This is a genomic window from Microbacterium sp. LB12 (genome assembly GCF_037150835.1).
Taxonomy (GTDB): Bacteria; Actinomycetota; Actinomycetes; order Actinomycetales; family Microbacteriaceae; genus Microbacterium.
The window spans coordinates 185,137-202,706 of the sequence record NZ_JBBCPF010000006.1 but is presented as its reverse complement, the minus strand read 5'-3'; the positions used below and the strand labels follow the sequence as shown (position 1 = coordinate 202,706).

General features: G+C 70.0%; 17 protein-coding genes and 1 tRNA gene. 10 read left to right on the top strand and 8 right to left on the bottom strand.

What is annotated here, in order from left to right; genetic code table 11:
* Positions 1-57: 57 nt before the first annotated feature.
* Positions 58-342 carry a hypothetical protein gene (locus WFM69_RS12565; protein ID WP_337005146.1) on the top strand — a complete coding sequence of 95 codons (285 nt, stop codon included), beginning with the start codon at positions 58-60 and terminating at the stop codon, positions 340-342.
* An 89-nt stretch (positions 343-431) separates the two neighbouring features.
* Here WFM69_RS12565 and WFM69_RS12560 read toward each other — a convergent pair whose 3' ends face one another.
* From WFM69_RS12560 to WFM69_RS12545, 4 genes are all read right to left on the bottom strand, one after another.
* The gene (locus WFM69_RS12560) at positions 432-1,061 is read right to left on the bottom strand and encodes a CueP family metal-binding protein (protein ID WP_337005143.1); all 630 of its coding nucleotides are present in this window, start codon (positions 1,059-1,061) and stop codon (positions 432-434) included.
* A gap of 61 nt (positions 1,062-1,122) precedes the next feature.
* The gene (locus WFM69_RS12555) at positions 1,123-1,716 is read right to left on the bottom strand and encodes a DUF305 domain-containing protein (RefSeq protein ID WP_337005141.1); all 594 of its coding nucleotides are present in this window, start codon (positions 1,714-1,716) and stop codon (positions 1,123-1,125) included.
* 107 nt (positions 1,717-1,823) lie between these two features.
* Complete coding sequence (locus WFM69_RS12550; protein WP_337005139.1) at positions 1,824-2,270, bottom strand: DUF6153 family protein; 447 nt, start codon at positions 2,268-2,270, stop codon at positions 1,824-1,826.
* Positions 2,271-2,351: 81 nt separating this feature from the next.
* Positions 2,352-2,427, bottom strand: a tRNA-Ala gene (locus tag WFM69_RS12545).
* A gap of 135 nt (positions 2,428-2,562) precedes the next feature.
* Here WFM69_RS12545 and WFM69_RS12540 point away from each other — a divergent pair.
* Positions 2,563-3,633, top strand: coding sequence for an NAD(P)-binding domain-containing protein (locus WFM69_RS12540; protein ID WP_337005137.1), 1,071 nt, complete (start codon positions 2,563-2,565; stop codon positions 3,631-3,633).
* Here WFM69_RS12540 and WFM69_RS12535 read toward each other — a convergent pair.
* Entirely contained in the window at positions 3,620-4,684 is a 1,065-nt protein-coding gene (locus tag WFM69_RS12535; protein WP_337005135.1) for a DUF2804 domain-containing protein, read from the bottom strand. The genes WFM69_RS12540 and WFM69_RS12535 overlap by 14 nt on opposite strands.
* A gap of 97 nt (positions 4,685-4,781) precedes the next feature.
* Between WFM69_RS12535 and WFM69_RS12530 the strand changes: the two genes are divergently transcribed.
* Genes WFM69_RS12530 through WFM69_RS12515 form a run of 4 tightly spaced genes read left to right on the top strand, consistent with a single transcriptional unit; the run spans position 4,782 to position 7,998 of the window.
* On the top strand, positions 4,782-5,573 hold the full coding sequence (locus WFM69_RS12530; RefSeq protein ID WP_337005133.1) for a hypothetical protein: 792 nt from the start codon (positions 4,782-4,784) through the stop codon (positions 5,571-5,573).
* A complete protein-coding gene (locus tag WFM69_RS12525; protein ID WP_337005131.1) occupies positions 5,570-6,097 on the top strand; it encodes a hypothetical protein in 528 nt (175 codons plus the stop codon). The genes WFM69_RS12530 and WFM69_RS12525 overlap by 4 nt, the downstream gene beginning before the upstream one ends.
* 28 nt (positions 6,098-6,125) lie before the next feature.
* On the top strand, positions 6,126-6,782 hold the full coding sequence (locus WFM69_RS12520) for an SDR family oxidoreductase (protein ID WP_337005129.1): 657 nt from the start codon (positions 6,126-6,128) through the stop codon (positions 6,780-6,782).
* 25 nt (positions 6,783-6,807) lie between these two features.
* Positions 6,808-7,998 (top strand): glycoside hydrolase family 3 N-terminal domain-containing protein, encoded by a 1,191-nt coding sequence (locus tag WFM69_RS12515; RefSeq protein ID WP_337005127.1) that lies wholly within the window; start codon positions 6,808-6,810, stop codon positions 7,996-7,998.
* Between the two features lie 3 nt (positions 7,999-8,001).
* Here the strand turns inward: WFM69_RS12515 and WFM69_RS12510 are convergent, their stop codons facing one another.
* The 3 genes from WFM69_RS12510 to WFM69_RS12500 are packed head-to-tail and all read right to left on the bottom strand — an operon-like array spanning position 8,002 to position 10,568.
* Positions 8,002-8,865: a 3-methyladenine DNA glycosylase gene (locus tag WFM69_RS12510; RefSeq protein WP_337005125.1), complete on the bottom strand. Its 864-nt coding sequence runs from the start codon at positions 8,863-8,865 to the stop codon at positions 8,002-8,004.
* Position 8,866: 1 nt separating this feature from the next.
* Positions 8,867-9,892, bottom strand: a complete 1,026-nt coding sequence (locus tag WFM69_RS12505) for an App1 family protein (RefSeq protein WP_337005123.1) — start codon at positions 9,890-9,892, stop codon at positions 8,867-8,869.
* Between the two features lie 4 nt (positions 9,893-9,896).
* A complete protein-coding gene (locus WFM69_RS12500) occupies positions 9,897-10,568 on the bottom strand; it encodes a DedA family protein (protein ID WP_337005122.1) in 672 nt (223 codons plus the stop codon).
* 42 nt (positions 10,569-10,610) lie between these two features.
* On the opposite strand from WFM69_RS12500, the gene WFM69_RS12495 reads away from it, so the two are divergent.
* From WFM69_RS12495 to WFM69_RS12480, 4 genes are all read left to right on the top strand, one after another.
* Positions 10,611-11,924: an anthranilate synthase component I family protein gene (locus tag WFM69_RS12495; protein ID WP_337005120.1), complete on the top strand. Its 1,314-nt coding sequence runs from the start codon at positions 10,611-10,613 to the stop codon at positions 11,922-11,924.
* A gap of 34 nt (positions 11,925-11,958) precedes the next feature.
* Positions 11,959-14,535 carry a leucine--tRNA ligase gene (leuS, locus tag WFM69_RS12490; protein ID WP_442928475.1) on the top strand — a complete coding sequence of 859 codons (2,577 nt, stop codon included), beginning with the start codon at positions 11,959-11,961 and terminating at the stop codon, positions 14,533-14,535.
* A gap of 94 nt (positions 14,536-14,629) precedes the next feature.
* Positions 14,630-15,232, top strand: a complete 603-nt coding sequence (locus WFM69_RS12485; RefSeq protein ID WP_337005116.1) for a ComEA family DNA-binding protein — start codon at positions 14,630-14,632, stop codon at positions 15,230-15,232.
* A complete protein-coding gene (locus tag WFM69_RS12480) occupies positions 15,229-17,568 on the top strand; it encodes a ComEC/Rec2 family competence protein (protein WP_337005114.1) in 2,340 nt (779 codons plus the stop codon). Before WFM69_RS12485 ends, WFM69_RS12480 begins: the two co-directional genes overlap by 4 nt.
* Positions 17,569-17,570 lie beyond the last annotated feature (2 nt).

The following is a 17,570-nucleotide window of genomic DNA, read 5'->3' as shown; positions in this document are numbered from 1 at the left end:
TCCCTGGTGGGCAGCGGTGGCGCAGGCTCTTTTCGAGAGAGTCCTGGAGGGCCCCAGATGTCTGAACTTCCGGATCCCCGCTTCCTGCTGAAACGCATCACGGCATCGGAGTGGCTGATCAATGACCTTCGCTACGCACCCAACGATCCGCGTCATGTGGTCGCCTGCGTGTACGAGCTCGCCGAGACCGAGGTGGAGGTGACGTGGCTGCGTGATCTTCCGCTGGCGAGCCGCTACGGCACGGTGTTCGAGGTGCTCGAAGACGTCGAGAGGATGCTCAGCGAGAGCCGTGCCACGCGTCCGATCTCCATCCCGCACCGGCCGCCCCTGCTGGCGACGTAGTCGGTCCCGTGGGGCAACGGCGCCCCGAACCGCAGAAGCGCACCCCTCGGTGATCGAGGCGGTGCGCTTCTGTGGTTCCGGCATCCGTCCTAGAGCAGTTGCAGGTCGGTGATGCAGGTGCGATCGTCGGCGTTGCGCGTCGACACCGGCACGCTTCCGCTGCGACCGTCGTGCGTGATCGTGAGGGTCGCCGTGATGCCGCGGGGAACCCAGAACCCGACGAAGCCGTTGTCGTAGGTGCGCCGCATCTCGTCGATCAGCACCGCGCTGTCATCGGTGGTGAGGGTGAGGTGCACCTCGGTGTCGGTGAGCTCACCGATGCAGGTCGTGAGGCTGTGGAAGTGGCACTCGTGCGTCTGCTCGCGGAACGGCGCGACCGAGACGTACACCTCGTCGTCGGGCATCGGCAGCCGGACCTCTCGATCGTCGGCCGCGCGGAGCACGAGCGCTTCGGGCTGCACGGAGGCCACCAGGTCGGTGGGGCGGTCGGCGACCGGCATGGCGTCGAGCCGTTCGATGACCTCGCGGACGTCGAGTCCGGCCAGGTCGTGCGCAGCGAGGGCTTCTTCGACACCGGGGGAGCGGTCGGTGTCGGTCGATTCGGGGGCGGTGGCCGGCGCGGCGCAGCCGGCGAGGGTGAGCCCGGTGGCGAGCAGGGCCGCGAGGGCGACAGGCAGCCAGCGGAATTGGCGAGGAGCGGGCGAGTTGCGTGTGTTCACGGTGTGTTCCTTCGAGCGGGTGGGGCCGATGCCGCGGCGTGCGGCATCGGCCCCGGCGGGGTCAGAGGGCGGCGAGGAGATCCTTCATCGTCTGGATCTCGTCGGTCTGCGCGTCGATGATGGTCTGCGCCAGTTCGACCGCCGCGGGGTCGCTCCCGCCGTCGACCTGGGCCCGCGCCATCTCGACAGCGCCCTCGTGATGCAGGATCATCTGCTCGAGGAACAGTCGCGATGCCTCTGTGCCTTCGGCGGCACGGAGGGCGGCGAGGTCGTCGTCGCTCATCATGCCGTCGCCATGGCCCATGCCGTCGGTGTCGCGGTCAGCGGCAGCGACGCTCCAGTCATCGAGCCACCCCTCAAGCTGGTCGATCTCCGGGCCCTGCGCAGCCTTGATCTGCTGCGCGAGGGTCGTCACCTCCGGGGCGACGCCGTCGGCGGCGAGGATGATGTCGCTCATCTCGATCGCCTGCTCGTGGTGCGCGATCATCATGGTCGCGAACATCACGTCGGCATCGTTGACGTCGGGCGACGTCTCCGCGGAGGAGCCGTGGTCCATGCCGGGCATGGAATCCTCGCCCGTGCTGGCGGTGCAGCCGGACAGGGCGAGGACGGCGGACAGGGCGAGTGCGGCCGTGGCCGCAGCGCGAATCTTCATGGGTGTTCTCCAATACGCATCGTCGTGTGCGCGCACGCCGGAGCGGCGGTGCGCGAGAGTGAGGGGGACGTGACCCGGTGCGCGGGAGCGCTCGGGCCACCGGCCGCTCAGGTGCGACTGATGCAGAGAACGTGCAGGGAGGGCGCGCGGGGGAGCCGTGCGGTGAAGGTCTCGGCGAGTGGCGTCAGGAGTGCGGCTCTCGTCCAGCCGCGCAACGCGCTCGGCGGAACCACGAGGAGCAGGACGAGCAGGAGCGCCAGCACGCACATCATCGCCATGCCTGCATGGTCGTCGGTGCCGCAGCCGGCGCACGACGTGCTGTCTTCGCCTGCGGCACCGCCGTGGGCGGACATGGCCGTGCCGACGTGGTCGGACTCGTGCGCGGAGGCCGACATCGACATCGCGGCGGGAGCGTCGGCGGCGGCAGTCCCGTGCAGGTTGAGGGTGTGCATCGCGAGGAGGCCGACGATGACCGCCGTGACGAGCAGCACGGCGAGGAGCACGCCGCGGAAGACGCTCGCCCTGCCCCGTCCGGGGCGCGTCACCGCTGCCATGCCTCGAGTCTACGGGCGAGCGGCACACCTTCGCGTGGGACGGGAAAGGGCCGGAGCTCCGTAGAACTCCGGCCCTTCGTGTGGTGGACCTGAGGGGACTCGAACCCCTGACCCCCTGCATGCCATGCAGGTGCGCTACCAGCTGCGCCACAGGCCCATTCACTCCTCCGGACGAGCCGGAGCAACTTGAAAAGAGTACTACACGAATCCGCGCGAACACCAATCGGGGCGGGGATCCCGGGCGCGTCTCACCCCGTGGAACAACGCGGGGGAGCGCGACGTTCTGACCAGTGTGAGCATCCTCGACAGTCTCGTGATCGGCGCAGGCCAGGCCGGTCTGTCGGCCTCGTTCCACCTGTCCCGCCTGGGGATCTCGCACGTCGTCCTCGACGCGGATGAGCATCCGGGTGGCGCCTGGCAGCACCGGTGGGACGCGTTGACGATGCGGGACGTGCACGGCGTCGCCGAGCTCCCGGGTGACACCCCGCCGCCGCGCGACGGTGCCCGCGCGAACGTGGCGGTGCCCGCGACCTTTTCCGCTTACGAGCAGAAGCATGCGCTGCCGATCCTGCGCCCGGTCCACGTCGACCGTGTCGAGGATCAGGACGGACTTCTCGTCGTGCGCGCCCGCCAGGGGGAGTGGGTCACCCGCACGCTCGTCAATGCGACCGGAACGTGGACGCATCCCTTCCTGCCGCACGTGCCGGGGATGGAGACGTTCCTCGGGGAGCAGCTGCACACCGTGGACTACCCGGGGCCCGAGCACTTCATCGGCAAGCGGGTGCTCGTGGTCGGCGGCGGCGCCTCGGCCGTGCAGTTCCTCGGCGCGCTGGCTCCGCTCACCCAGACGCTGTGGGTCACCCGCCGCCCACCGGTCTGGCGGACCGACGACATCGACCCGGAGGCCGGAGCGGCCGCGGTCGCACTCGTCGAGCAGCGGGTCGCTCAGGGTCTCCCGCCCGAGAGCGTCGTGAGCGTCACCGGACTGATGCTGCGCCCGCAGGAGCGGGAGGCGGAACGACTCGGGGCCTACGCCGATCGCCGACCGATGTTCACGCGCATCGAACCCGACGGCGTGCGCTGGCCCGACGGCGCATTCGAGCCCGTCGATGTGATCCTCTGGGCGACCGGATTCCGTCCGGCGATCAGTCACCTCGCACCCCTGCATCTGCGCAGCGCGGCGGGCGGGATCCAGCTGGACCGCAACGGACGCGGAACCACCGCGGTCGCCGATCCGCGTGTGCAGCTGGTCGGCTACGGACCCTCGGCCAGCACGATCGGCGCGAATCGTGCAGGACGATCCGCCGCCAAGGGAGTGCAGCGTGCGCTGCAGTCGATCGATGCCACCGTCACCAGCGGTTGAGCACCTCTTCGGCGAATCCCTCGATGCCGTCGACCCGCACCCGTGATCCGGTGTCGTCGAGTACCCAGCCCGTCCAGACGCCGAAGAGCTGGTCCGTGCGACTCGCGATGACGAGGGCGTTCGTGCGCGAGCGCTTGTCGTAGAACGGGGTGAACGTCAGCTCCGCGGTGGCACCGTGGATGCGCCAGGGCTGCATGAAGCGTTCGGGGTCGTACTCCCAGACCAGTTCCTCACCGAGCTTCGACAGATGTCCGTCGACGACCACGGCGTTCTCGGTCGTTCCGGACCCATCCGTCCACTTCGCTCCGAGCTGCAGGCCGACCACGCGGCCGTCCACGATCCCGGAGCCTGCCGCCCAGTTCCAGTGCACGCGGTACGGCCAGCGCCCGCGGCCGTGATCCAGCACCGCCCAGCTCCCGGCAGGCACGTCGAACGACGACCCGTCGAGCGTCACCGTGCCGGTGGCGGGGCGGGCGACATCCTTCACCGTGTACTGGAATCGCGTGATCTCGTCTCCGCGTCGCCAGGGCACCACGACACCGAGCGAGTCGTGCCCTGCCGGGCGAGCCGCCAGGATGTCGAAGGACGCACGCGCCGTGCTGCCGCGCAGCCGGGTGCCGTCGAACGTCTCGTCGATGTCGATCGTGATGCGCTTCGTGCGCGCCCGTGCCGGGCCATCTCCGAGGGACGCCGGCAGTCGTGCGCTGCGGCTTCCGGGGGAGATCACGGTCGTGCCCACGGATTCGCCGGTCGCCCGATCGAGCACCCAGATCTCGTGCAGTGACATGTAGTCGACGCACGAGACGGTGAGGGCCACGATGTGAGCGGGCGTCATCACATTCCAGTACTCCCAGCGCTTGTTGCGTCCCCACGATCCGCGTCCGGGAATACCTCCGGTGTCGTGCAGGGGCGTGCGCGACCATCCCAAAGCGGCCGGGTTCAGTCCGCCGTCGGCGCGGGTGAGGGACACGGGCGCGGTTAGCTCGCGTTCGGTCGAAGGGGTGGGCGTCATCGTCCTGCCATCCGGAGGGATGCCGTCTCGGGTCGGCATCGTTGTCCCGATTGTAGGGGACCGGGTTCCGCAGGCGGCGACACCCGGGCCCAACGGACGGCACCGGGACGTCGCAGCGGCTCGCTACGCTGAGGGCATGCTCCGCGTGATCTTCGCCGTCGTCTGGCTGCTCCTGTCGGCGTGGCTGCTCATCTGGGTCGGCGAAGGGCTGTTCGGGGTCGACCAGCGGCATTCGATCCTCCCGTTCGCCGGTGAGGACACGCTCGGCGGCCCGATCATCATCGGTGTCGCCTGGGGACTGTTGCTGACGTTCGGCGGGATGCTGTCCGGCCTCGGGCGCCGCAAGACCGTGCGCGGGGATGCCCGGATCGCGGTCGGCACGATCGTGGAGGTGTCGCGCACCGGGCTGACCGTCAACGACGTGCCGCAGTACGACATCTTCATCCGGGTGAGTCCGAGCGGGGCAGAGGACTTCATCGGGCAGCTCCGGATGCTCGTGGACGGGGTGGATCTGGCGACAGTGCAGGTCGGACTCCCGGTCCCGGTGCGCTACAGCCTGACGGACAAGGACACGGTCGAGCTGGCCGACCTCACGGATCCGGCGGTCCGCGAGGCGATGCTGCAGTGGCGCATCGAGCGCGGGCTGATCGACCCGAGTCAGGTGCGTGCCCGTACCTCCGGCATCCAGGTGCCCGCATCGGTTCTCACGGTCCGGCCGACCGGACGCCGCCTCGCAGGGCAGAGCGAACTGGCGCTCCGGGTGCTGATGGCCCCGGAGGGCGCGCCGACCTGGGAGGCCGACACGACGGTGTTCGTGTACCCGCAGGCGATCCCGCACCTGCAGGTGGGGGCGCCGATCTGGGCGTTCTACCGGCGGGAGGATCCGCACACGGTCGCGGTGACCATCGAGCAGGAGGCGGGACGATGAACCCGATGGACACGGTGATCTGGCTGGTCAATTTCCCGGCGGCGCACGGCTACGCCATGGTGTTCATCGCCGGCTTCTCGATCCTCGGGCTGTTCGCGATGTCGGTGCGCGGGGCGACGCCCGGCGGTGCGCTGCGCAGCATCCGTGAGCGCGAGGGACTGCCGCAGGGAAGCAGCCGCCCGCGAGGCCAGGTGGTCGGGACCATCGTGCGCGTCGTGTTCCGCATCCTCGCGTTCGTGATGCTGGCGTCACTCGTGATCGGAATCCTCAGCCTCGTCGGCGTCCCGGTCACCCGCGCGTACATCTACGACAACGGCACGACGGCGACCGGGACCATGGACGGCGATTGGGTGACGTTCACGACGACGGAGGGGGTGGAGTACACGCTGGAGAGCAACTTCTTCACCTCGGCCGTGTACCCGGACCGCGACGTCTACTTCCCGAGCGGCGAACCGGTGGAGGTGCGCTACCTGCCCGGTCACCCGCAGGCGTTCGTGATCGACAGCGAGCAGACCCCGCGCTGACGTCCGATCCGGCGCGTAGGGTGAGGGTATGTCGCGCATCCTCGTCTTCGGCGGCCACGGCCGCATCGCCCTGCTCCTCGCGCCACTGCTCACCGCCCGTGGCGACGAGGTGACCGGCGTGATCCGCAACCCCGACCATTCCGCCGAGGTGGAGGAGGCCGGGGCCCGTGCCCTCGTCGCCGACGTCGAGCAGCTGGATGTCGAGGCGCTCGCCGAGATCATCCGCGGGCATGACGCGGTCGTGTGGTCGGCCGGCGCCGGAGGCGGGTCGCCGGAGCGCACGTACGCCGTCGACCGTGATGCCGCGCAGCGCTCCATGAACGCGGCCGAGCGAGCAGGAGTGCGCCGCTACGTGATGGTGTCGTGGCTCGGATCGACCGCCGACCACGGCGTGCCGCAGGGCGATTCGTTCTTCCCGTATGCCGACGCCAAGTGGGCCGCCGACGAGCACCTGCGGGGCACCGGCCTGGAGGGCACGATCCTCGCGCCCGGAACCCTCACGTTCGACGAGCCCACCGGACGCATCCAGCTCGACCCGGAGGGACGAGGCGCCGTCTCGCGGGCGGATGTCGCGGCCGTGATCGCCGCGTCTCTGCAGGAGCCCTGCACGATCGGGCGCACCATCCGGTTCGGCAACGGCGACGAGGCCGCCGCCGTCCCGATCGCTCAGGCGCTCGCCTGCTGATCCCGGACACGGCGCGGGGGCCGAGATGATGCAGAACCGCGCCTGGGCGGCGGGCGCACTGGTCGCCCTCGTGTGCGGGCTGGCGGTCGGCCCGGCGGCGACGGCGGCGACAGGGGCGAGCTCGGTGCGGGACGATGCTGCGACCGCGGTCGCGGAGAGCACTCTCGCCGATCGGGCGGCGGCGATGGTGCAGCAGATGTCGGTGGCCGAGCGGGCATCCACGATCGTGATGGGGCACATCCCCGGCACCGATCCGGCGGCGCTCCACGCCTACATGTCCACGGGACTGGGCGGCTTCATCCTGATGGGCGCCAACATTCCGGCGACCGAAGCCGAGCTGCAGGCTCTCACCGCGGCTCTCACGATCGACCCCGCCCTCCCGCCGTTGATCGCAGTGGATCAGGAGGGAGGTCTGGTCTCGCGCCTGGTCGGCGACGACTTCGCGGCGTCCACCTCCCTGAAACAGCTTCCCGTCGCGGGTACGGCTGCCGCGTTCAGCGCGCGCGGCTCGCTCGTCGCCCGAGCGGGGATCACCGTGAACTTCGGCACGGTCGCCGACGTCACCGGCGACCCCGGCTCGTTCATCTACGGTCGTGCGCTCGGCACCGATCCGTCGAGCGCGGCCGACCGGGTGGCGGCGGCGACCACGGCGCAGGAGCAGTTCGTGGCATCCACGCTCAAGCACTTTCCCGGGCACGGTGCGCCTTCCGGGGACTCGCATCACGCGATCCCGAGCTCGTCGATGGGGATGGGCGAGTGGAGGGCAACTGAGGCGGTGCCGTTCGAGGCGGGGATCGACGCGGGAGCATCGCTGCTGATGTACGGGCATCTCTCATATCCGGCGATCGATCCGCTTCCGGCCTCGCTCTCGCCGACCTGGCATCGGATCGCCAGGGAGGAGCTCGGCTTCGAGGGAGTCGCGGTCACGGACGACCTCGGGATGCTGCTGTCGTCCGGCGATCCGGCATATGCCGATCCGGTGGCGAACGGTGTGGCGGCCGTCGCTGCCGGGAACGATCTGGTGCTCATGATCGCCGGGTCCGACGCGCAGACAGCGGGGCGCATGGCGGCGGGGATCGCGGCGGCCGTGGACTCGGGCGCGCTTCCGCCGGAACGGCTCGAGGAGGCGGCGACGCGTGTCATGACGCTGCGGCTGCAGGCCTCGGCGGCGACCGCGCAGTGGGCGGTCTGCTCCGACTGCGAACCGGCGGGCTGAGCGTCAGGCCGCGTCGCGGGCGCGCGTGTCGAGCCAGGCGTCCAGTAGGGCGGTGCGCAGTGCGGTGCCGCGATCCGCGAACGCCCGCTGTCGCCGCACGTACTCCGCCTTCCCCTCGGGGGTCTCGACGGGCACGGGGGCGATATCCCAGGCGGAGAGATCGTAGGGTGCGGCCTCCATGTCGAGGAGGCGGATGTCGCGCGCGAGCTCGAAGGTGTCGAGCAGCAGCTCGCCGGGGATGAGCGGCCCGAGCTTCGTGGCCCACTTGTAGAGGTCCATACCGGCGTGCAGGCAACCCGGCTGCTCGAACAGGGGCTGGTCGTCCCGGCTCAAGGACGTGCGATTGCGGGGGACGGCCTCCGGGGTGAAGAACCGGAACGCGTCGAAGTGCGTGCAGCGCAGGTCGTGATTCTCGACGACGGCGTCCGTGCCTGCCTGCCCCAACCGCAACGGCACCGGATGACGGTGTTCGTCGGCGCGATACACCATGGCCCACTCGTGCAGCCCGAAGCAGCCGAACTGCCCCGGTCGCGAAGCCGTGCGCCGCAGCATCCGCTCGATGAGATCGGCCAGTTCGGGCTTCTCGTGGGCGAAGGCGTCGGCATCGGGAACCGCACTGCCTGCCGTGGCTCCGGGGGAGTACCAGCGCCAGCCGAGGCGGTCGGCGGCATCGGCGAGCTCGACCCCCGCCCCGGGATGCCAGCGCCGCAGCTGTGCGGGCTTGTACGAGTAGTAGGTGAACAGGAAGTCCCACACCGGATGCTTCTCGGAGCGGGCCGCGCGCTCGCGGTGGGCCGCGGTCAGGGCATCGGCGCGCGCCTGATGCGCCTCTTCGCGGAGGAGCCAGTCCGGGCGGGCGATCGCCATGTCAGTGCAGGATGCCGGCTTCGCCGAGCAGGTCGCGCAACCCTGCGCCGTCCTCGGCGCTCACCCAGGGGGCGACATCGTCGGAGTGCGGTTCGCGTCCCGCGCGACCACCGGCGAGCACGGCCTCCGCGGGAAGCAGACGACGGATGGCGACGCCGGCCACGGAATCGGGGTACTCGTCCATGAACTGGCTGTAGATCGCCTCGTCGTGCTGTCCGTCGTCGCCGATCAGCAGCCACTTCACATCCGGGAACTCGGTCGCGAGTCGGCGGAGGTTGGTGAGCTTGTGCTCGCGGCCGCTGCGGAACCAGCGCTCATGCGTAGGGCCCCAGTCGGTGAGGAGCATCGACCCCGCGGGGAACAGGTGGCGTCCGAGGAACCTCCAGAGCGTCGGCGCGACGTTCCACGCGCCCGTGGAGAGGTACACCATGGGGGCGCCGGGGTGCTGGCGCAGGAGCTGATCGAGCAGCACGGCCATACCGGGGACGGGCAGACGGGCGTGCTCGTCCAGCACGAACGAGTTCCAGAACGCCACGAAGGGGCGCGGGAGCGCGGTCACCATCACGGTGTCGTCGACATCGGAGACCACGCCGAACGTGGTGCCCTCGGCGACGACGAACACCCGTGCCTCCACCGGCTCCTGTCCTTCGACCGAGAAGGTGAACGTCTGCCAGCCGGGTTCGAGGTCGACGTTGATCTTCGCGTCGACCACACCGCCGCGGTCGGCCACCACCTGATGCGTGGTGTCGCCCACATGCACGCTCACCGCGGCGAACCCCACGGGGATCCCCACGAAGCTGCGCCAGCCGCGCACGCTCGCGGGCTCACCGTCACGCGTGCGGCGCTGCGGCGGCACGATCAGCACTCGACCGACGACCCGCACCCAGCCCGGTCCGCCGTATCCGGGGAACGGGAGGATCGTCGCGACCCGTCCACGACGGCGCGCACGACCTTCACGCCAGACGTGCAGGCGGTGTTCGAGTCGGGCGAACCAGTGGATCCGGGGCGCCGGGGGTGCGGAAGCCATTGCCTCAGTCTTTCACGTCGGCGTCGCGCTCTGCCTCCGGGGCCTCCAGGTGACGGGCCTCCAGCCGCTGCAGCAGCTTCTTGCCCAGGAACGCGAGCAGCAGGAAGAGGGCGATCACGCCGACGAAGATGTATCCCGCGTAGTGCACCCGGTCCACCAGCTCACGGAAGCTCCCGGCGGCGAGCGAGGTGACGCTCACGTACGCCGTGGCCCAGATGGCGCAGGCCGGTGCGGTCCAGGCCAGGAATCGGCGGTACGGGTACTCGCTCATGCCGACGGTGAGGGGGACGAGCGAGTGCAGCACGGGCAGGAAGCGGGAGAGGAAGATCGCGATGCCTCCGCGGCGGGCGAGGTAGTTCTCCGCACGGACCCAGTTGTCCTCGCCGATGCGCCGCCCGAGCCAGGAGACGCGGATGCGGGGGCCCAGCCACCGTCCGAGCCAGAAGCCGATGCTCTCGCCGATCAGGGCGCCGATCACGACGGCGATGCCCATCGCGATGCCCTCGAGCGGAGTCGCGACGCCCATGGACGCGATGATCACGATCGTGTCTCCGGGGACGATGAGACCGATCAGGATGCTGGTCTCGAGCATGACCGCGACGCCGGCCAGGAGAGTGCGGGGAACCGGACCGATCGACTGCACGGTGTCGAGAAGCCAGAGCAGGAGGTCGTTCACCCCCAAGAGAATACGGGAGCGGTCCGGTTCTAGGCTGGCAAGGTGCCTGACCGCCTGACCCCCCACCTGCTGCGTGCGCCGGTGCAGCCCTCCGCGGTGTTCCGGATGCTCGAGAGCCGGGCATCCGAGGTGTTCTGGCTCGATGCCGGTGCCGCCGCCACCGAGGGGTGGAGCTTCATCGGCACGGGGGAGCCGGCGGATCTCCCCGAGGACGTGCGCCTCGACGCCGCGGCTCCCGCTCCCGGACTGCCGCCGTTCCTGGGCGGCTGGGTGGGCTGGCGCGATTACGAGAGCGGAGCCGCCGCGGCGGGTGCACCCGTGAGCCGGGAAACACGCAGGGGACAGTTCTCCTGGATGCACGTGACACGCATGGTGGCGTTCGACCATGCGTCGGGCGCGGTGTGGACGCTCAGCGGTCCGGAAGAAGAGGAGTCCTGGGCGCGCGAGATCGGAGTGGTCGGAGCGCTCGCCGCAGCCGACCACACCGCCCCCGCCGTGCCGCGCATCGCCACGGCCCGACACGACCCTGCCGAGTACGCCGCGCTGATCGAACGCTGCCGAGACCTCATCCGCGCCGGTATCGCCTACCAGCTGTGCCTCACCACGCGCTTCACGGTCGACGGCCCCCACGATGCGGTCGCCGTGTACCAGCGCCTCCGGACGGCCACGCCCGCGCACCACGGAGGATTCCTGCGCATCAGCGGGCGCACGCTGCTCAGCGCCAGTCCGGAGCAGTTCCTGCACGCCTCGGGCGGAGTCATCCGTACACGTCCCATCAAGGGGACCAGGCCCCGCTCCACAGACCCTGTCGTCGACGCCGCGCTCGCCGCGGAACTGCGGATCGACCGCAAGGAGCGCGCGGAGAACGTGATGATCGTCGACCTGATGCGCAACGACCTCTCCCGGGTGTGCGATCCCGGGAGCATCCGTGTCGACGGCCTCTGGGTCGTGGAGAGCTACCCGGCGGTGCACCAGCTCGTGAGCACCGTGAGCGGCACCGCGGCCGCAGGGACCACGGTCGGGGCGCTGTTCGAGGCGGCGTTCCCCGCCGGCAGCATGACCGGGGCGCCGAAGCTGTCCGCCATGACGCGACTGCACGAGCTGGAGGGCGGGCCGCGCGGCGTCTACGCCGGATGCTTCGGCTATATCGGCGGGGATGGGGTCCTGGATCTCGCCATGGTCATCCGCAGCCTCGTGATCGACGAGGAGCGTGCCGTCGTCGGAGCCGGGGGCGGCATCACCTGGGGATCCGTCCCCGCCGCCGAGGTCGCCGAGGTCGCGACGAAGGCGCGGGCGCCGCTCGCCGCACTCGGGGCGGAAATGCCTGGGCTCTGGCGTTCCGATATCCTGAACTGATCCCGCTTTTTCCTTCAGATTGGTCGTGCGTTCGTTGTCTGAGAACCTGTCCACCGCTCCTGCCGACGAGGAGACCCCGTCGGCGCACGCCATCCAGAACAAGTGGCAGAAGTACTGGGCGGAGAACGGGACCTTCCTCACGGGCGGCGACGACGACACGCGGCCGCGACGGTACGTGCTCGCGATGTTCCCGTACCCCTCCGGCGACCTGCACATGGGGCACGCCGAGAACTACCTGTACTCCGACATCGTGGCCCGGTTCTGGCGGCACCGCGGGCACAACGTGCTCAACCCCATCGGATGGGACTCGTTCGGCCTGCCCGCCGAGAACGCAGCGATCCGTCAGGGCGCCGACCCGCGGGAGTGGACCTATCAGAACATCGCGCAGCAGAAGCTCGGCTTCGAGCAGTACGGCGTCTCGTTCGACTGGAGCCGCGAGCTGCACACGTCCGACCCGGAGTACTACCACTGGAACCAGTGGCTGTTCCTGAAGCTGTACGAGCGGGGGCTGGCCTACCGCAAGAAGAGCGCGGTCAACTGGTGCCCGAACGACCAGACGGTTCTGGCGAACGAGCAGGTCGTCGATGGACGCTGCGAGCGCTGCGGCTACGAGGTCGTCAAGAAGAAGCTCACGCAGTGGTACTTCCGCATCACCGACTATGCCGACCGCCTGCTCGACGACCTGAACCAGCTCGAGGGCTTCTGGCCGCACAAGGTGCTGCAGATGCAGCGCAACTGGATCGGCCGCTCGATCGGCGCCGATGTGGACTTCCGCATCGAGGGTCGCGAGGAGCCGGTCACGGTGTTCTCGACGCGCCCCGACACGCTGCACGGTGCGACGTTCTTCGTGGTGGCCCCCGACTCCGACCTGGCCGCCGAGCTCGCGGCCGGTGCGCCCGCTGACGTGCGGGTGCGTTTCCAGGACTACCTGGAGCAGGTGCAGAAGGAGACCGACATCACCCGGCAGTCCACGGACCGCCCGAAGACCGGTGTGTTCCTGGAGCGCTACGCGATCAACCCGGTGAACGGCGAGAAGCTGCCGGTGTGGGCCGCCGACTACGTGCTGGCCGACTACGGTCACGGTGCGGTCATGGCGGTTCCCGCCCACGACCAGCGCGACCTCGACTTCGCGCGTGCCTTCGACCTGCCGGTCAAGGTCGTCGTCGACACCACGGCGCCCATCACGGGTGCGATGCCGGTGATCGAGGTCGACGAGGACGGCGTGCCGATCGACACGGGTGCTGCGCTGGACGAGCAGAACCCGGCATCCACGGGAGTCGCCCTCACGGGTGAGGGTCGCATGATCAACTCCGGCGCGCTGAACGGACTGTCCAAGCGCAATGCGATCGCCCGCGCGATCGAGCAGCTGGAGACCTCCGGCACCGGTCGTGCCGCGAAGAACTACCGTCTGCGCGACTGGCTGATCTCGCGTCAGCGCTTCTGGGGCACCCCGATTCCGATGCTGCACGGCGAGGACGGCCGGATCATCCCCGTCCCCGAGGACAAGCTGCCGGTGAAGCTGCCGAGCGTCGAAGGACTCGACCTCAAGCCCAAGGGCACATCCCCGCTGGGCGGCGCCGAGAGCTGGGTACGCACGACCGACCCCGAGACGGGCGACCCGGTGCTGCGCGACCCCGACACGATGGACACGTTCGTCGACAGCTCGTGGTATTTCCTGCGCTTCCTCTCGCCGAACAGCGACGTCATGGCGTTCGACCCCGCGGAGGCTTCGCGTTGGGCGCCGGTCGACTCGTACATCGGGGGTGTTGAGCACGCGATCCTGCACCTGCTGTACGCGCGCTTCATCACGAAGGTGCTGTTCGACATGGGCCTGATCGACTTCACCGAGCCGTTCTCGAACCTGATCAACCAGGGCATGGTGCTGCTGGACGGGCAGAAGATGTCCAAGAGCAAGGGCAACCTGGTGCTCTTCCAGGAGGAGCTCGACGCTCACGGTGCCGATGCTCTGCGTGTCGGGCTCGCCTTCGCGGGCCCCGTGGAGGACGACAAGGACTGGGCCGACGTCTCGACGACCGGTGCGCAGAAGTTCCTGTCCCGCGCGCTGCGAATCGCCGGCGAGGTCTCCAGTCCCGTGGACGTCGTGTTCGACGGCGGCGACGCCGCGCTGCGTCGCGCCACGCACAAGCTGCTGGCGGAGGCGCCGGCACTGGTCGAGCAGACGAAGTTCAACGTGCTCGTCGCGCGTCTCATGGAACTCGTCAACGTCACGCGCAAGACCATCGACGGCGCGGCGGGTGCGGCGGACCCTGCCGTGCGCGAGGCCGCCGAGACGATCGCCGTGATGCTCGACCTCATCGCCCCGCACACTGCGGAGGAGATCTGGGAGATGCTCGGTCACGAGCCTTCCGTGGGCCTGGTGACCTGGCGTTCGGCCGATCCGTCCCTGCTCGTCGAGGACACCGTCACCGCAGTCGTGCAGATCGGCGGCAAGGTCCGTGCGCAGCTCGAGGTTCCGGCGCGCATCGGCGAGGCCGAGCTCGAAGCGCTGGCGCGTGCGGACGAGCGGGTGATCCGCTCGCTCGGCGACAAGGAGATCGTCAAGGTCGTCGTGCGGGCTCCGAAGATCGTCAGCTTCGTCGTCAAGGGCTGATCAGCTCCTCCACCGTGGACGACCCGTGCGGGTTGTCCACGGTGGCAGTGTTCCTGCGTGAGTCGGGGTGATCCGTCGCGCCTAGCGTGGCCGGATGGCTTCCCCGCAGGTATCTCCTCGTCCTCCTCGACGGCGTGCGCGTCTCAGCGTCGGCGCGGCGGTGATCCTCGCCCTCGTGGTGCTGTCGGCGGCGGTCGGCTTCGGCATCCTGCGCGGCCAGGCGGCGCCGATGGAATCCGTGTCGGTGGCCGACGTCGAGGCCACGACCGGCCCGTCCGGAGAACTCTATGTGCACGTCCTGGGTGCGGTCGAGAAACCGGGACTCTACGTTCTCGACCTCGACGCCCGCCTCGTCGATGCCGTCGGTGCGGCGGGTGGAACCACCGACGACGCGGATCTGACCGCGATCAATCTGGCGCGCGCGGTCGAAGACGGAGAGCAGATCCTGGTGCCGACTGTGGGGGCACCCACCGCAGCGTCGCCGGGAGCGGCCACCCCGGGGGACACGCGCATCGATCTGAACGCGGCGGATCAGGCGGCGCTGGAAACGCTTCCGCGCATCGGGCCCGCGCTCGCGGAGCGCATCATCGCCTGGCGAGAGGAGAACGGCCGCTTCCAGTCGGTGGATGATCTGCTGGCGGTTCCCGGTATCGGCGAGAAGCTGCTCGAGGGCATGCGCGACGGGGTCCGGGTGTGAAAGCGCGCGATCTTCGGCTCGTGCCGCTGGCGCTGGCCGCCTGGGCCGCGGCCCTCCTGTGCGTCTTCGTGCCGGCCCTCTCGTGGGTGTGTGTGGGTGGATGCCTGCTCGCGGCGGTCACCGTGGTGGTGCTGCTCGTCTCGCGTCGGCGGCAGAGACGGCATCGGACCGTCGGTCGTCTGCGTTCCGGTGGACTCGTGGTCGTCGCTCTCGCCGCCGCAGCCGGGGCCGCGCTCTCCGTCGCTCTCGCCCTTCCCTCGCGCGAGCGTGCGTCGGCGTGGGACGGACGCGTGGTGGAGGTCAGTGCGGAGATCACCTCTTCCGGATCGATCGGGCGTGATGGACGCCTGTGGGTCGAAGCGCTGGCGACCGGAATCGGATCACCCGGAAGGGTCTCCGGGGCGGCGGCACCGGTACGGATCGGCGTCGAGCCTGCGGCGGGATTCGAGCTGGGCGCGCGTATCCGCGTGGTGGGGGAGGCCGCGGCCACGGACGCGGGGGAGCGCTCGGCGCTGGTGGTCTTCGCGAGCGATGCCGAGGTCGTTGCACCGGCCTCGGGCGTCTTCGGTACGGCGGCCAGGATCAAGGAAGCCTTCATCGAGAGGTCGCAGCGCCTTCCGGAACCCGGGGCGGGGCTGCTGCCGGGGCTTGCGGTCGGAGACACCCGTGCCGTGTCGGCGGCGTTGAACGACGACATGCGCACGAGCGGCCTCAGCCACCTCACCGCGGTATCCGGAGCGAACTGCGCGATCGTCGTCGGCGCGATCTTCGCGCTCACGGCGCTGTGCGGGGGAGGGCGGGCCCTCCGCGTGGTCCTTTCGCTCGTCGGACTCGCCGGGTTCGTCGTGCTGGTCACGCCGGAGCCGAGCGTCATCCGCGCCGCGGTGATGGCGGCCGTGGGCATGCTCACGGTCCTGCTCGGCAGACCGAGCGCCGGCGCGGGGATGCTGGCGCTGTGCGCGGTCGGCATCGTCCTCGCCGATCCGTGGTTGGCGGCGACACCGGGTTTCGCTCTGTCCGTCGCGGCCAGCGGAGCGCTCATCCTGCTCGCGCCGCCACTGGCGCGGGGGATCGGACGGTTCATGCCCGCCCCGGTGGCGCTTGCTCTCGCCGTGCCCCTCGCCGCGCAGCTGGCGTGCGGCCCGATCATCGCGCTGTTCGCCGAGCAGCAGTCGCTGATCGGGATCGCAGCGAACCTCATCGCCGAACCGGCAGCTCCGGTCGCCACGGTGATCGGACTCCTCGCGTGCCTCTCCGCCCCGATTCCGTTGCTCGCCGACCTGCTCACGGCGTGCGCCTGGCTCCCGTCCGCCTGGATCGCGGCAACCGCCATGACCACTGCGCGGATGCCGGGCGCGCAGATCCTGCTTCCGGCGGGGATCGGCAGCGCTCTGCTGGTCACGGTCGTGAGCGCCTCCCTCGTGATCGTGTTGATGCGCGCCCGGGTCGCGAGACCTGGCACGGTGACCGTTCGCGGCGATCGACTGCTGCGGCGCGGGGCGGCCGGGGTGCTCATCGTGGTCCTCTCTCTCGGCGGTGCGCGGCTGCTGTTGAACGGTCCGCTCGCCACGGTCGCGACACCCGGGGGATGGTCGATCGCCGCGTGCGACGTGGGGCAGGGAGATGCCGTGCTCGTACGCTCGGAGAACGCGGTCGCGCTGATCGACACCGGACCTGAGCCGGACCCGCTCTCGGACTGTCTGCGCTCGCTCGGTGTCGATCGCATCGACCTGCTCGTGCTCACGCACTTCGACGCCGATCACGTCGGTGGTGCGCCCGCTCTCCGGGGCCGGGTCGATGCGGTCCTCCACGGTCCGGTCGCCGAAGGTTCCGATCAGCACCTGCTCGATGGTCTCGCTTCCGCGGGTGCTCGCCTCGATGAGGCCTCCGCCGGCCAGCACGGCATACTCGGGTCGGCGACGTGGCGGGTGCTCTGGCCACAGCCTTCGTCCCGGGTGTTCCCCACGAGTAACGACGCGAGTGTGGTGCTCGACATCGACGGCGGGGACGTGCCCCACTCGCTGTTCCTCGGCGACCTGTCGGCGCAGCCCCAGCGCATGCTCGCGCGCACCGTACATATCGGCCGGTACGCCGTGGTCAAAGTCGCCCACCACGGCAGTGCGGATCAGGATCCCGGCCTCTACGAAGCGATCGGAGCACGTGTGGCCGTGATCAGCGTCGGTGCCGACAACGACTACGGCCATCCTCGACAGGAGACGCTCGACGTTCTCGCGGCGACGGGCGCACAGGTGGTGCGTACGGACCAGCGAGGGCGCATCCTCCTGGGGCTCCACGATGGCGAGCTGCAGATCTGGACCGAGAGACGGTCGGGATGACC

Excerpts from the sequence above, each read along its gene's own strand:
- WFM69_RS12565 (WP_337005146.1), top strand. The coding sequence starts at position 58 with ATGTCTGAACTTCCGGATCCCCGCTTCCTGCTGAAACGCATCACGGCA.
- WFM69_RS12520 (WP_337005129.1), top strand. The coding sequence starts at position 6,126 with ATGTCGCGCATCCTCGTCTTCGGCGGCCACGGCCGCATCGCCCTGCTC.
- WFM69_RS12485 (WP_337005116.1), top strand. The coding sequence starts at position 14,630 with ATGGCTTCCCCGCAGGTATCTCCTCGTCCTCCTCGACGGCGTGCGCGT.
- WFM69_RS12510 (WP_337005125.1), bottom strand. The coding sequence starts at position 8,865 with ATGGCGATCGCCCGCCCGGACTGGCTCCTCCGCGAAGAGGCGCATCAG.
- WFM69_RS12535 (WP_337005135.1), bottom strand. The coding sequence starts at position 4,684 with ATGCCGACCCGAGACGGCATCCCTCCGGATGGCAGGACGATGACGCCC.
- WFM69_RS12505 (WP_337005123.1), bottom strand. The coding sequence starts at position 9,892 with ATGGCTTCCGCACCCCCGGCGCCCCGGATCCACTGGTTCGCCCGACTC.
- WFM69_RS12515 (WP_337005127.1), top strand. The coding sequence starts at position 6,808 with ATGATGCAGAACCGCGCCTGGGCGGCGGGCGCACTGGTCGCCCTCGTG.
- WFM69_RS12530 (WP_337005133.1), top strand. The coding sequence starts at position 4,782 with ATGCTCCGCGTGATCTTCGCCGTCGTCTGGCTGCTCCTGTCGGCGTGG.
- WFM69_RS12555 (WP_337005141.1), bottom strand. The coding sequence starts at position 1,716 with ATGAAGATTCGCGCTGCGGCCACGGCCGCACTCGCCCTGTCCGCCGTC.
- WFM69_RS12550 (WP_337005139.1), bottom strand. The coding sequence starts at position 2,270 with ATGGCAGCGGTGACGCGCCCCGGACGGGGCAGGGCGAGCGTCTTCCGC.
- WFM69_RS12525 (WP_337005131.1), top strand. The coding sequence starts at position 5,570 with ATGAACCCGATGGACACGGTGATCTGGCTGGTCAATTTCCCGGCGGCG.